This window comes from Flavobacterium akiainvivens (assembly GCF_001278115.1).
GTDB classification, from domain to species: Bacteria; Bacteroidota; Bacteroidia; order Flavobacteriales; family Flavobacteriaceae; genus Flavobacterium; species Flavobacterium akiainvivens.
In genome coordinates this window covers 1643478-1657556 of record NZ_LIYD01000005.1, presented here as the reverse complement: position 1 = coordinate 1657556, position 14079 = coordinate 1643478, and the positions used below count along the sequence as shown (strand labels likewise).

Here is a 14079-nt window from a genome sequence, read left to right as displayed (position 1 = left end):
CCGTAAATAAGACAATACAAAAACAAATACCCTCAACAATATGATTACTGAAAATAAGGTAATAACCAATTATGATGCCCTTGTAAAGGCGCACCGTGAACTGATAGAAAAGAAAAATGAACCCGTTGCCGAAAGCAACGGTATATATACCCGCTATAAAAACCCGGTGGTTACGGCTGCCCATACGCCGCTAAGCTGGAGGTATGACCTTAACCCCGAAACCAACCCCTTTGGCATGGAGCGCATAGGCATAAACGCGGCCTTTAACGCCGGCGCTACCAAGTGGAACGGCAAATACATTATGGCCGTGAGGGTAGAGGGTACCGACCGTAAAAGCTTCTTCGCTATAGCAGAAAGCCCTAACGGGGTAGACAACTTTGAGTTTTGGGATACCCCGTGCGTGATTCCGCAGATTGAGGGCAACCCGGATACCAACGTGTATGACATGAGGCTTACGCAGCACGAAGACGGCTGGGTGTATGGTGTTTTCTGCACCGAGCGTAAAGACCCTAACGCCCCTGCCGGGGATACCAGTATGGCGGTGGCCAATGCAGGTATTGTGCGCACCAAAGACCTTATTAACTGGGAGCGCCTGCCCGACCTGGTAAGCAATACCGGCCAGCAACGCAACGTGGTGCTGCACCCTGAGTTTGTAGGCGGCAAATATGCCATTTACACACGTCCGCAGGATGGTTTTATAGATGTAGGCAGTGGCGGCGGTGTAGGCCTGGGCTATGTAGACAACATGGAAACCCCGGTGGTACAGGACGAACGCATTATTTGCGGAAAAGTGTACCACACTATATATGAACTAAAGAATGGCCTTGGCCCTGAACCTATTAAAACCGAAAAAGGCTGGCTGCACATGGCCCACGGTGTGCGCAACACAGCGGCAGGGCTTCGCTATACGCTGTATATGTTTATGACCGACCTTAATGAGATTGACAAGGTAATACACCACCCTGCGGGCTATTTTATGGCCCCGGAAGGAGAAGAGCGTGTGGGTGATGTAAGCAATGTATTGTTCTCTAACGGCTGGATTGCCGATGAAGACGGCACGGTGTTTATTTATTACGCTTCAAGCGATACGCGTATGCACGTGGCGGTAAGCACAATAGATAAGCTTGTGGATTATGTAATCAATACGCCGGAAGACACTTTTACATCGGCCGGTTCGGTAGAGAGTATCGTGAAACAGGTAGAAAATAACCGCAAATTTTTGTAATGGCGCTAAAAGAAGACATGCATGCCGAACTGGTTTCCATCCTCACGTATTGGGAAAACAACGCGGTTGATGCCGTTAACGGGGGCTTTACAGGTACAATAGATTTTAACGAACATAAAGATTATACTGCCGAAAAAGGTTCGGTACTGAATGCCCGCATATTGTGGGCATTTTCGGCTGCTTACCCGGTTACCAAAAACGACAAGCACCTGGAACTGGCGGGCAGGGCGTATGAGTATATTGCCCATAATTTTTACGATAAGCAGCACGGCGGCATCTTTTGGAGTGTGAATGCCGATGGTTCAGCCAAAGACACTAAGAATCAGATCTATGCCATAGCTTTTACCATTTATGGGTTATCGGAATACTATAGCGTTACTAAAAATGCAGCGGTATTGGCATTGGCCATAAGCCTCTATAAAAAAATTGAGCAGCACAGTTTCGACCCTATCCACAAAGGGTATTTTGAAGCTTTTACGAGGGATTGGCACCCCATTGACGACCTCCGCCTGAGCGATAAAGATGCCAACGAGGCCAAGACCATGAACACCCACCTGCACATTGTAGAAGGGTATGCCAACCTGTTTCGCGTATGGCCCGATGCTAAGCTGAAAACCGTGATTTCAGAACTGCTTCACACCATAAACAACCATTTTATGGATGCCCAAACGGGTCACCTTCGCCTGTTTTTTAACGAAGAGTGGGTAGAAAAACCCGATATGGTTTCATACGGGCATGATATTGAGGCGGCGTGGCTGCTGCAATGGTGCGCAGAGGTAATTCAGGATACCGAACTCATCGATATTTATAAAAAACACGCCGTGATTATGGCCGATGCCACGTTTGAAGGCGTTGATAATAAAGACGGTGGCCTTTGGTATGAGTATGACCCTCACGAAGGCAGGCTTATTGCCGAAAAGCACTGGTGGCCGCAAAGTGAGTTCATGATAGGGATGGTTAATGCGTGGCAGCTTACGGGCGACACTAAATACTTAGATGCTGTGGAGCGCAACTGGCAGTTTGTGCAGGAATACATTCTTGATAAACAGCACGGCGAATGGATTTGGGGCATAGATGATGCATACCAAAAAATACCAAAAGACAAGGCTGGTTTCTGGAAATGCCCGTACCACAACAGCAGGGCGTGTTTGGAGCTTATTGCGAGGTTATGAGCCTCACCCCGGCCCCTCTCCAAAGGAAAGGAGAGGAGCTTCACTCAAACGTAAAGATTGCTTCGTCGTTCCTCCTCGCAAAGACTGTGCGTGAAGAAAGTAACTTGTAAAACACCCTTACGAAATAACCTTGCCTGACCAAATAATACAATCCTTTGACAAAAAAGCAGTACTACGCAAACGATTGAAACGGTAACTTGGCATCATACAATAACACGAAACCCATAACCTTATACTAATCCGGAGTACTGTTCCGGACTGAATATTATACCCATGAAAAAACTCTATGCCTTACTGGTATTTGGCTTTATACTGGCTTCCTGCGGGGGCGATGATAACGGCTTTGCCGGCATGACCGACGACACCCCGCCCTTTACCGAAGATGTGCTTACACCGGCCAACGCACGGTCTTACATGGCCGACCCAAATGCTACTGACGAAACGGTAGCGCTGTTTTACAACCTTTGGAAGCTGCAGCAAACCAAATACCTTGTAGGCCAGCAGGATGCGTTTGAATCGTTTTATGGCTCAGGGCCTGAAAGCGATATGAAAAGCGCTACCGGTAGCGACCCGGGCCTGCTGGGCAGCGACTTTATGTTTATAACTGATGACCAGAATACCGGCGAAGACTGGAACTGGTTTCACGAGCAGGAAATAATTATTACCGATGATGTTAAGGAGGCTTATGGCAAAGGCATGGTAAATATGTTTACCTGGCACCTGCGCGAGCCTTATGAGGGGGCATCGTTTTATACACACGATATGACTGATTTCCAAAAGCAGAATGCCTTTGCCAGCATACTGCCCGGTGGTGAAAACCATGAGTATTACAAGGCAAAGCTCGACAAGGTGGCCGATGTGCTCAACAACCTTAAAGACAATAACAACAAGCTGATACCGGTTATATTCCGTCCGTTTCATGAGTTTGACGGCAGCTGGTTTTGGTGGGGGGCGCAGTGGTGCACACCGGCGCAGTTTAAGCAGGCCTGGCAGTTTACAGTGCAATACCTTCGCGATACTAAAAACGTGCACAACGTGCTGTACAGCTATGCGCCCGATAACAGTTATACAACCGCAAACCAGTACCTGGAGCGCTATCCGGGCGATGGATATATAGATGTACTGGGCATGGACAACTATGGCGACCTGGCTATGGGTGTTGATAACGGTGTTGCCATTGCCAATAATAAGCTGGTAATGCTGAGCAACCTGGCGCAGGAAAAAGTAAAAGTGGCAGCACTTACCGAAACCGGCTGGAGTGTATCGCCGGGAGTACCGGTTATTCCGGGGTGGTTTGGTACTGATGTGTATAATGTTATGACACAAAATAATGTAAAGCTGGCGTTTGTAATGTTTTGGGGCAACAGCCAAACCTTTTACTTTGTGCCGCCTGCGGGTCAAACCAATACGCAGGATTTTGTAGATTTTGCCAATAAACCGGAGTCGGTTTTGCAGGAAAATATGCCTGATATGTACGTAATGCCTGCACAGTAATGAAATTTTTTAATTTGGGTTAATAAATGTTTGTTTTGGGTGCGGCCGTGGGGACTTTGGCCGTGCCCTTTTTTTAGTTAATGGTTGAGGGGTGTGGGTTGTTTTTACAGTTCAGGAACCGCTCAACCCGCAACCCACAACTCACAACCAATTATCATGAACACAATAAAAACCATATTTTGCGCCGCTATGCTTCCACTGGCATTATCGTGTGCAGCACAAAAAATAGGTGTACCGCAACACATTACCGTTAAGGGTACGCAATTTTATAAGGGCAATACACCCTACCATTACATAGGTGCCAACTACTGGTATGGCAGCCTTTTGGCCAGTACTACTGTGGGTAACCGCGAACGCCTTGCCAAAGAGCTCGACGAGCTTAAGGCAAACGGCATAGACAACCTGCGCATTATGGTAGGAGCAGAGGGCGGTACGCTTGACTATACCGTTACGCCTGCACTACAGCCCAAACAGGGCGAGTATGACCAGGCATTGCTCGATGGGCTTGACTACCTGCTTGGCGAAATGCGCAAACGCAATATGTATGCTGTGCTGTACCTTACCAACAACTGGGAGTGGAGCGGCGGCATGAGCCAATACCTGGAGTGGAACGGCTATGGTACGCTGCCCAACCCTAACATTCCGCCTAATACATGGCCGCAGTTTATGGACTATGTAAAGCAGTTTGTAACCTGCCAGCCGTGCCAGGAGGCGTTTAAAAAGCACATTGGCTACATACTGGGCCGCACCAACGCCTACAGCAAGGTTAAGTATACCGAAGACCCTACCATTATGGCCTGGCAAATAGGCAACGAGCCGCGGGTTTTTACGGCAGATAACGAGGCCGCCTTTACCACCTGGGTTAATGATGTGGTAAATGAAATTGACCGTTTAGACCCCTACCACCTTATTTGCACCGGTAGCGAGGGCAAGGCGGGTTCGGCAGATGATATAGGGGTGTTTGAGCGTACACACAACAACCCTAAGATTGATTACCTCACCATGCACATCTGGCCTAAAAACTGGGGCTGGTACAAGCACGATAATGCAAAGGCCACGCTTCCCACGGCTATAAGCAGCACAATGGCATATATAGACGAACATATTGCCGTGGCACAAAAGCTTAACAAACCTATTGTGCTGGAAGAATTTGGCCTGCCCAGGGAAGGGGAGAGCCTGGACCGTAAGTCGACCACGGCCGACCGTGATGCGTATTATAGGGCTATTTTTGAACGGCTTGCCAAGAGCATAAAGGCAGGGCAGGTGTTTACTGCGCTTAACTTTTGGGGCTATGGCGGTACGGGCGAAAACAACCCGGCCAACGGCCACTGGCGCAAGGGTGATGATTTTACGGCCGACCCGCCGCAGGAGCCGCAAGGGCTCAACACCGTTTTTAGCGGCGACAGCACGCTAAAGCTGGTTAAGGAGTTTAATGGGAAGATAAAGTAGTTGAAAATGTATTATATTTGTTGCGCGAAGCGAAGAGATTCAAACCGCTACCTGAGAGCCTGTTCTAAATTGAACAGGCTTTTGGCTTTTAAACTGAAAACTGATATTTTTGGCTATAGCCAATACATCTTCCATCATGAAAAACATCCTCATCCTCATCCTACCCCTATTACTTGTTGGGTGCAAGCCTACCGAAACCGCCATGAGCAGCGAAGCCCGTACTTATATTGATGAGGTTTTGGGTGTTATGCAACAACATTCGGTTAACAGGAATACGATTGACTGGAAGGATTTCAGGGAAAAAGTATCTGAAAAAGCAGGCAATGCCGTTACGGTTGCCGATACCTACCCAGCCATACACCACGCCATTAGGTTATTGGGCGACAGCCACAGTTATTTTGCACCTGTTTCAGGAAATGATGAAGATGAGCTTGGTGCGCCACCTGTATTGCCTGATGCTGCTGTACCAGGGGATATTGGCTACATAAGGGTTAGGTACTGTATGGGTAACGACAGCAGTAAAAAAGCCTTTACAGAAGATATAATTAACAGGATAAAGGCGCAGGATAGCAGCAATCTTAAAGGCTGGGTGGTAGACCTGAGGGGTAATTTTGGGGGCGATATGGCGCCTATGCTATTGGGTATAGCGCCCATTTTGGGTGAAGGGATTTTGGGCTACACGGCCTATCCTGACGGAAAAATGGCAAAGTGGGAGTATAATTCCGGTAGTTTACTACTTGAAAATGATACGCTTATCAGTCCGCATATCTATAGTTTAAAGAAGCAAAACCCGTATGTGGCGGTGCTGACCGATACGCTCACGGCCAGTTCGGGAGAGACGGTTACGGTGGCGTTTAGAGGCAGGCCAAATACGCGCAGTTTCGGTAAACCTACTTATGGGGTTTCTACAGCAAACCAGGGTTTTACGCTTTTAGATGGTTCGCGTATGCTGCTTACGGTGGCGGTGTTTGCCGACAGGGATAAGAAAAAATACGGTATTCCGGTAAAGCCCGATGAAGATATTGACCCCGACAGGGCTTTAAAACAAGCGGTAGAATGGCTACAAAACAGGCAGTAAAAAACGTTTGTATTGCTATATTTGCGCCGTTAAAATCACCTTATGAAAAACCTTCTTCTGGCCGCATTGCTGGCCTGCGGCGTTACGGCTGCTGCACAGGACTATAAAAAGTATTCTTTTGGCGCGGGTGCGGCGCTAAATATTTCTAACATAAGAGGCCATGTAGATGAATATAACAGTACCGGCTCTTTCTCGCCCTCACTTTTTATGGAGGCACGCCTGTACCGCAAACTCTATTTGCATATTGCTGTTAGTTATGCCGATATGGGTGGAAAATACAAACCACGCAGGGAAGAAAACGACCCTTTTATTGAGCGGGAAGCTAAACTAAAATATATTGCAATACCTGTAAAAGCACGCCTCTATGTAGAAGAGAATGTGTTTTTTGAGCTGGGCCCACAGGTAAGTTTCCTGGTAGGGGACAACGTTACTGAGACCATTACCGAGGGCGATGTTACCCTAAGCCAGCCTTCAAACCTTAAGGCGCGTGAGTTTGACCTGGGACCTACCCTGAGTGTGGGCTGGCGCTTTAAGCCAGACTGGGCAGTACAGATAAATATGTCTCGCGGTAGTTTTAATACATTTGTAAACGATGGGCCTGCAAAAGTGTATAATACAAATGTGCAGCTGTTGCTAAACTACTATTTTTAGGGGTTTAACCTAAGCTATACTACTTTTAAGGAAAACCATCTTCCAAAATTTGTAGAAGGGAACGCTTAATAGATTTTAAGAGTTAAAAATCTTTATTTCATAATTTTTAGTTATAATAAAACGGGTGCTGCAAAAGCTAAAATTGTCTTTGCAACACCCGGTATTATTTTGTCAATCTTGACATGATTTTAAACTTTTGGTGTTTTTGGTTTCACACCGTGAAAATGAATTCCGAAAGTGAAAAATTAGCGTTAAAATTATCTTAAAACGTAAGAAATTACTGTGTTACTTAAGTTCGAATTCTACCTCCTGAACATCGTCTGAAGAAGTACCCACAAATACCTTAAAGATACCGGGCTCTACAAGGTAGTTGCCATTGTTGTTGTAGAAGCCTAACTCTTTGTCTGTCAGTGTGAAAGTGATGGTTTTGCTCTCGCCTTTCTTTAAATCTACCAGTTCAAAGCCCTTAAGCTCCTTAACCGGCCTTGAGAGGCTGGCAAATACATCGCGAATGTACAGCTGTGCTACCTCTTTACCGTCATAATTACCTGTATTTTTGATAGTTACTGATACTTTAACAGGTTCGCCTTTAGCATAGGTTGTCTTGTCAAGAACAGGCTTGCTGTACTGGAACGTGCTGTAACTCAAGCCATAACCAAAGGGGTAGAGTGGTGTTTTCTCCACATCGCTGTAGTGCGACCAGAACACGTTATCATCAGCATTTGTAGGCCTTCCGGTGCTGTGGATGTTGTAATAAATGGGCACCTGGCCCACATTGCGCGGGAAGCTCATGGGCAGTTTGCCGCTGGGGTTGTAATCGCCGTAAAGTACCTGAGCCACAGCGTTTCCGGTCTCGGTACCCAGATGCCAGGCCTCTACAATGGCAGGGATGTGGGCATCCGCCCAGGGCAGTGCAAGGGGCCTTCCGTTATTGAGAACCAGCACTATACGCGGGTTTACCTTGTATATTTCCTCTAAAAGTTCCTCTTGCAGGCCGGGCAGGTCAAGGTTAGTACGGCTGCGGCCCTCGCCACTGCTAAAGCCGTGCTCGCCCAGCACCATAATTACTATATCTGCCTGATTAGCAGCCTTTTTGGCGGCTTCAAACCCACTGCGGTCGGTAGTATTGTACACCACCTCCTGAAGGAAAGTAGCCTCACCCTCAATGAGTTCCGTGCCTTTTTCAAAGGTCAGGGTGTTGCCTTTGTACTGCTGTAGCCCCTCAAGTACTGATACTGCGGTATTGTTGTCGCTCGCAATGCGCCAGCTGCCCAATGGGCTGTTCTTATCGGCTGCAAGGGCGCCTATTACGGCTATTTTTTGCCCGTTCTTTTTTATTGGAAGTGTCTGATTATCATTCTTTAAGAGTACAATACTCTTCCTGGCCATGTCTAAAACCGCTTCGTGGTTTGCTTTGCTGCCAATGGTGGCTTTCTCGCGTTTTGGGTCGCAATAGCGGTAGGGGTCGTCAAAAAGGCCCAACTCAAACTTTACCCTTAAAATACGGCGCACGGCATCGTCAACCAGCGTGATGTCCACCTTGCCTTCGTTTACAAGTTTCACTAATTCAGCTACATACAGATGGCTTTCCATGTCCATGTCAGCACCGGCGGTTACCGCTTTAAGGCTTGCTTCGGCACCATCTTTGGCATACCCCCAGTTAATCATCTCGCGTATTGAGGCCCAGTCGGTTATCACAAAGCCGTCAAAGCCCCATTTGCCCTTAAGGATGTCGCGTTGCAGGAAGCTGTTACCCGTGGCAGGCACCCCGTTAAGGATGTTAAATGAGTTCATATAGGTGCGCACACCGGCCTCATTAGCAGCCTTAAAGGGCGGAAGCACAGTGTTATACAGTGTGGCATTGCCCATGTCTACGGTGTTGTAGTCGCGGCCGGCCTCGGCAAAGCCATAGCCTGCAAAGTGCTTGGCACATGCGGCAATGGTGTTAGGTTTGGCAAGGTCGGCCCGGGTATCGCCCTGAAAGCCCTTAACACGGGCTTCGGCCACTTTACTGCCCAGGAACGGGTCTTCGCCTGCACCTTCCATCACACGGCCCCAGCGGGCATCGCGGCTTATGTCTACCATTGGGCCAAAAGTCCAGTTAATACCTGATGCAGAGGCTTCTGCGGCAGCGGTCTCGGCAGATTTGCGGATGGCGGCCATATCCCAGCTTGCGGCTTCGGCTAACGGAATGGGGCTTAGGGTTTTATACCCGTGAATTACATCAAAACCTATAATAAGCGGTATGCCCAGGCGGGTTTCCTCAACGGCTATTTTTTGCACGGCACGCACCTGGTCTACCCCGCGAACGGTAAGCATTGAGCCTACCCAGCCCTTGCGCAGGTGCTCATATTTTATGGCGGCATTACCCTCTTTTGGGGCAGGGCCGGTTACTTCCCAAAAGCCGTTATACTGGTTCATCTGGCCCACTTTTTCTTCGAGGGTCATCTTAGCGAGCAACTCTTCAACGCGCTCATTTACAGGTTTGTTTGTGTCCATTTTCTTGTTTTTCTGGGCTTGCGCCGAGTTGATGGCAAACAGCATCAGTACGGCTAAAGTTGTTGGTTTGGTCATTTATTTGTCAATGTTTTCGGTTGTAAAAGAAGAAGCAGGCAGGTTGGCACTGTTAAAAATGTCAGCCTCAGCAGTATTGCCCCAGGCAAAGCGCACATATACAGGTGTTTTTACGTTTTTTGAAATAAGGTATACCTTGTCTTTTTTGATTTTAGCCTTAGCGGGATGGAAAACACCATCCTGGCCCGCAACTTCAAACAAATTAGATGTTTTACCCTTAAAATACAGGCCTTTAGCGTTATCGAAACTGATTTCGGCAGTATTTCCCTTAATTGTAAGAGCCTTAAACAGCGGGCTTTCTACAAGGTTGTTATTTACTTTGTAAATTTTGGTTAATGCCATGTTAGCCAGGCGAATACCTACTGATTTTTTATCGCGGGGGTGAATGTCGTTTATATTGCCAATATCACTAATTACAGCCATAGCCGTATTGGCAACTTCATTAAGCACGAGGCGTTGGGAATTTCGAATCTGTACGCCCCAGTCGCCTTCTCCATATTTATACGGGGCAATCTGCACAAAGTAAAACGGGAACTCATAGCCCCATGCAGTGCGCCATGAATTGATGAGTGCGCCAAGGGTTTTGTTGTAAACAGTACTGCCCACATTGCTCTCACCCTGATACCACAGTACCCCGGCTATCTTAAAGCCGGCCAGTGGGTTAACCATGGCATTCCACGTCCGCCCGGGTTCTGTAGGGCCGTAAATTGCAGGTTTAAGTTTTGATGCCGCCTCAGCCACCACGGGGTCTTTAGCTACATCTTCGACAGGAAACCATATTTCGGCGGGAGTACCGCCCCAGCTTGTGTTGATAATACCAACAGGAACATTTTCAAGGTCTTTGTGTACTTTTTGTGCAAAGAAATAACCTATTGCAGTAGCATATTTCATGGTTTCGGGCGTGCATACCTGCCAGTCTCCGGGCAGGTTAAGCTGTGGTGCATCAGCCGTTACCTTAGCAACCGTAAAAAACCTGATATCAGGGTAGTTGGCCTGTGCCACTTCGGCATAGGCATTATCAATCCCTGAATTGGCAGTCCATTCCATATTGCTTTGGCCGCTTACCAGCCATACTTCGCCCAGCATTACATTTTTAAGGTTTATTTGGTTATACCCTTTAAAATTAAGGGTGTACGGGCCGCCTGCACCCGGTGTATTAATTGTTAAGTTCCATTGCGCCTGGTTGTTAGCCTTTACTTTATATACGGCATTATCCCAGCCGGTGGTTAGGATTACTTCTTCACCGGTATTTGCCCAACCCCATATTTTTACCGTGGCATTGCGCTGCAACACCATGTTATCGTTAAAAAAGGCTGGCAAGGTAATCCTGGCATGGGTAATAGCGGGTAGGCTAAGCAGGGTAAAGAGGCTGATTTTTGTTACGAAATTTAGCGGTTTCCTATATTTCATTATGGGTAGTGTGTTTGTTATTAGCACATTAAATATAAGGGTTAATTTTACATTTAACGCAGTAAGTTACTTAAGCTTTTTTAAGTGTTTAAATATTATTTTGTCTGATCCTTATATTATCTGATTATGTGCTTCATAAGTAAACAATTGTCTATTTCATAATATTACATCGTTATATTATATTGAAAGAGTATTTTTTATGCCATAATATTTTGCTATTAACAATTTATGCTTAATATTGCATAATAGTATAGTATAGTACAAACCCCGTTAATCTAAATATCATGTATGTAAAGAAAATTACTGTAAATAGCCTGATAAACAGGAGTATGCTGGCCATGGCAGCTGCATTGTTTACAGGTGGCGCTTTTGCACAAACCTATGAAGCAGAAGCTGGTACCCTTACCGGCGATGCCAATATACAGTCCTGCGATGCCTGTTCGGGTTCGATTGTGGGCAACCTGAGCAGCTCATCTACGGTAACCATAGCAGTAAATGTAGCCAATGCAGGTTGGTATAATATGCAAACTTTTTATGCTACCGGAGATCCGCGCACATTTTCTATAACACCGGGTACGGGTAATACCCTTATAGTGCCTGTATCGGCATCTGGCGGATGGAGCACCGCGGCTTCAATTAATATTAGTATTTACCTTAATGCAGGCAGTACAAACATAACATTCGGCAGCCCGTCATGGGGGCCAAACCTTGATAAAATAGTGCTTTCGGCCGTTACGGCATCGCAGCTTCAGGTAATTGACTTTGGTGCAAACAACCAGGTGCAGTACAACCTTACCGCCAAAACCTATAATGTGGTTATGGATGGTGTTACGGTTATAACCGGAGCTTCGGCTACAGCCAATGGTAACCAGAATAATGTGAGTACAGGCTATACAAATGCGGCACATACATCTGAAGCGTTTACTGATGAAATAGGTAGCGGTACAAAGCACGTTATTACACTTTCAGGAGGGTATACCAATAATATGGAGCAAACTTTTTATACCTATACCGGTAAGGATTACCTTGTGGTGCAGGTAGCGCTTACGGGTGCCGGTGCAAACTGCTACAGGATGTCTCCGCTTACCAGTTACAATGTAAGCCCTGATTTTGCCGGTGGCGATACAAGGGCACTTAACGTACCTTATGATAACGATGCCTGGATACGTTATAGTGCTAACGTACTGGCCACTACAGAGTTTACGGGTGCGGAGGTTACTAACCTTTACAGTAATGACAGCCGCCACGGCCTTGTGTTGGGTTCTATTGATAACTCACGCTGGAAATCGGGCGTAAGCGTTCAGGGTGGTAGTGCCGGTTCTGCTTATGTATCTGTATTTAACGGTTTTGCACAACAAAGCGTAACGCGCGATACCCGTGGCCACGGCTGGGTAAACATAGGGTTAGACTACTGCCCGTCTACCAAAGTGGCTATTATAGCTAATGACGACTGGCGTACTGCCTTTGAAACCTATGGTGAACTTAGCGCCCTTATGCAGCCTAAATATATTGCTGACTGGACGGCTGCCAAGCCTATGGGCTGGAACAGCTGGGGTGTAATACAAACCAACCTTAACCTTACCAAGGCTAAAGGGGTGGTTGATTTCTTTCATGATAACGTACCGGCTTTCCGTACTGAAGACAATACGCTTTACATAGACCTTGACTCATACTGGGATAACATGACCGATGCCCAGCTGGCTGAATTTGTGCAGTATGCCGAAAGTAAAGGCATGCAGGCGGGTATATACTGGGCGCCGTTTGTAGACTGGGGTATGTTTGCCCGACCTATAGAAGGCAGCTCTTATAACTATCAGCAAACCTGGACTAAGGTTAACAACAACCCGTTTACCATGTCTGGTGCTTATGCAATGGACCCTACGCACCCTGCTACACAAATGAGGATAGACCATTTTATAGAGAGGTTTAAAGTAGCGGGCTTTACAATGATTAAGCTTGACTTTTTAGACCACGCCGGTATTGAGGCCGATAGTTTTTATGACTGGCAGGTGCACACCGGTATGGAAGCCTACCACGTAGGTATGAAATACCTTATTGATGCTATAGGCGATGATATGCTTGTTGAGGCTTCTATTTGTCCTAACAATGCAACCGGCCCTTATGCACACATGCGCCGTATAGCGTGCGATGCTTATGCAGGTATAGGCGATACTGAGTATACCCTTAACAGTACTACTTACGGCTGGTGGCAAAACAAAATGTATGACTTTATGGATGCCGACAACGTAGTAATAGGCACACAGCCTATAAATGTTAACCGAGCACGTTATGCATCATCAATTGTTACCGGTACCATTACCGTGGGTGATGATTATTCTGCTGATGGCCCGTGGATTAATACTGCCGAGAGCATGCTGCAAAACCCTGACCTTTTAGTACTTGCCAAAGCTGATGCAGGTTTCAGGCCGGCAGATGGCAACACAGGTAACACGGCTTCAAGGGTGTTTTATACAACTATAGGAGATAATACGTATGTAGCGGTATTTAACTATGCAGGCGCTGCTGCCGATACTAATATTCCGTTAGAAAGGGTGGGGCTTAACACAAGCATTACTTATAACGTAAAAGAGTTCTTTGGAGGCGAAACGTCTACGGCTTCAGGTGCTATGAGCTTTAATATGCCGGGTTCAGATGCCCGTATTTACAGGCTGAGGGATTCATCGCTTAGTGTAGATACCCCGGTTTTAGAAACATCAGGCTATGTATTCCCTAACCCGGCTAATGATAACCTTACCATTAAGTTTGCAAATGCAGTAAACGGTGAGGCTACAGTAACCATTACAGATATTACAGGAAAACAGGTTTGGGCTCAAAATATGCAGATAGACGGCACAATGTCGCCACAAATACCGGTAAGCAGCCTTACAAAAGGACTGTATATTGTTTCGGTTAAAAATGGCAAAGACAGCCAAAACTACAAGTTCATTAAGCAATAAACTGATTTAAAATAATATACCCGTATCCGGCAAGCCAGCCGGGTATGGGTATTTTTATGCCAATACAGC

Annotated in this window: 9 protein-coding genes; 7 read left to right on the top strand and 2 right to left on the bottom strand. The window is 46.7% G+C overall.

Features of this window, described 5'->3' with window-relative positions; genetic code table 11:
• Positions 1-40: 40 nt before the first annotated feature.
• The 6 genes from AM279_RS07260 (at position 41) to AM279_RS07235 (ending at position 7069) form a co-directional block, all read left to right on the top strand.
• Entirely contained in the window at positions 41-1225 is a 1185-nt protein-coding gene (locus AM279_RS07260; RefSeq protein ID WP_054407138.1) for a glycoside hydrolase family 130 protein, read from the top strand.
• On the top strand, positions 1225-2397 hold the full coding sequence (locus tag AM279_RS07255; protein WP_054407136.1) for an AGE family epimerase/isomerase: 1173 nt from the start codon (positions 1225-1227) through the stop codon (positions 2395-2397). Before AM279_RS07260 ends, AM279_RS07255 begins: the two co-directional genes overlap by 1 nt.
• Before the next feature lie 273 nt (positions 2398-2670).
• Positions 2671-3891 carry a glycoside hydrolase family 26 protein gene (locus AM279_RS07250; RefSeq protein WP_054407135.1) on the top strand — a complete coding sequence of 407 codons (1221 nt, stop codon included), beginning with the start codon at positions 2671-2673 and terminating at the stop codon, positions 3889-3891.
• A 156-nt stretch (positions 3892-4047) separates the two neighbouring features.
• A complete protein-coding gene (locus AM279_RS07245; protein WP_054407134.1) occupies positions 4048-5340 on the top strand; it encodes a glycoside hydrolase 5 family protein in 1293 nt (430 codons plus the stop codon).
• Between the two features lie 136 nt (positions 5341-5476).
• Positions 5477-6418, top strand: coding sequence for a S41 family peptidase (locus AM279_RS07240; protein WP_054407133.1), 942 nt, complete (start codon positions 5477-5479; stop codon positions 6416-6418).
• A gap of 42 nt (positions 6419-6460) precedes the next feature.
• The gene (locus AM279_RS07235) at positions 6461-7069 is read left to right on the top strand and encodes a porin family protein (protein WP_054407131.1); all 609 of its coding nucleotides are present in this window, start codon (positions 6461-6463) and stop codon (positions 7067-7069) included.
• Between the two features lie 285 nt (positions 7070-7354).
• Here the strand turns inward: AM279_RS07235 and bglX are convergent, their stop codons facing one another.
• Entirely contained in the window at positions 7355-9643 is a 2289-nt protein-coding gene (gene bglX, locus AM279_RS07230; protein WP_054407129.1) for a beta-glucosidase BglX, read from the bottom strand.
• Positions 9644-11053, bottom strand: a complete 1410-nt coding sequence (locus tag AM279_RS07225) for a sialate O-acetylesterase (protein WP_054407126.1) — start codon at positions 11051-11053, stop codon at positions 9644-9646.
• A 284-nt stretch (positions 11054-11337) separates the two neighbouring features.
• Here AM279_RS07225 and AM279_RS07220 point away from each other — a divergent pair, with 284 nt between their 5' ends.
• The gene (locus tag AM279_RS07220) at positions 11338-14010 is read left to right on the top strand and encodes a T9SS type A sorting domain-containing protein (protein ID WP_054407124.1); all 2673 of its coding nucleotides are present in this window, start codon (positions 11338-11340) and stop codon (positions 14008-14010) included.
• Positions 14011-14079: the final 69 nt, after the last annotated feature.

What these genes read in the sequence shown, in the direction of transcription:
- AM279_RS07225 (WP_054407126.1), bottom strand. Translation starts at nt 11,053, where the DNA reads ATGAAATATAGGAAACCGCTAAATTTCGTAACAAAAATCAGCCTCTTT.
- AM279_RS07250 (WP_054407135.1), top strand. Translation starts at nt 2,671, where the DNA reads ATGAAAAAACTCTATGCCTTACTGGTATTTGGCTTTATACTGGCTTCC.
- AM279_RS07255 (WP_054407136.1), top strand. Translation starts at nt 1,225, where the DNA reads ATGGCGCTAAAAGAAGACATGCATGCCGAACTGGTTTCCATCCTCACG.
- AM279_RS07240 (WP_054407133.1), top strand. Translation starts at nt 5,477, where the DNA reads ATGAAAAACATCCTCATCCTCATCCTACCCCTATTACTTGTTGGGTGC.
- AM279_RS07260 (WP_054407138.1), top strand. Translation starts at nt 41, where the DNA reads ATGATTACTGAAAATAAGGTAATAACCAATTATGATGCCCTTGTAAAG.
- AM279_RS07245 (WP_054407134.1), top strand. Translation starts at nt 4,048, where the DNA reads ATGAACACAATAAAAACCATATTTTGCGCCGCTATGCTTCCACTGGCA.
- bglX (WP_054407129.1), bottom strand. Translation starts at nt 9,643, where the DNA reads ATGACCAAACCAACAACTTTAGCCGTACTGATGCTGTTTGCCATCAAC.
- AM279_RS07220 (WP_054407124.1), top strand. Translation starts at nt 11,338, where the DNA reads ATGTATGTAAAGAAAATTACTGTAAATAGCCTGATAAACAGGAGTATG.
- AM279_RS07235 (WP_054407131.1), top strand. Translation starts at nt 6,461, where the DNA reads ATGAAAAACCTTCTTCTGGCCGCATTGCTGGCCTGCGGCGTTACGGCT.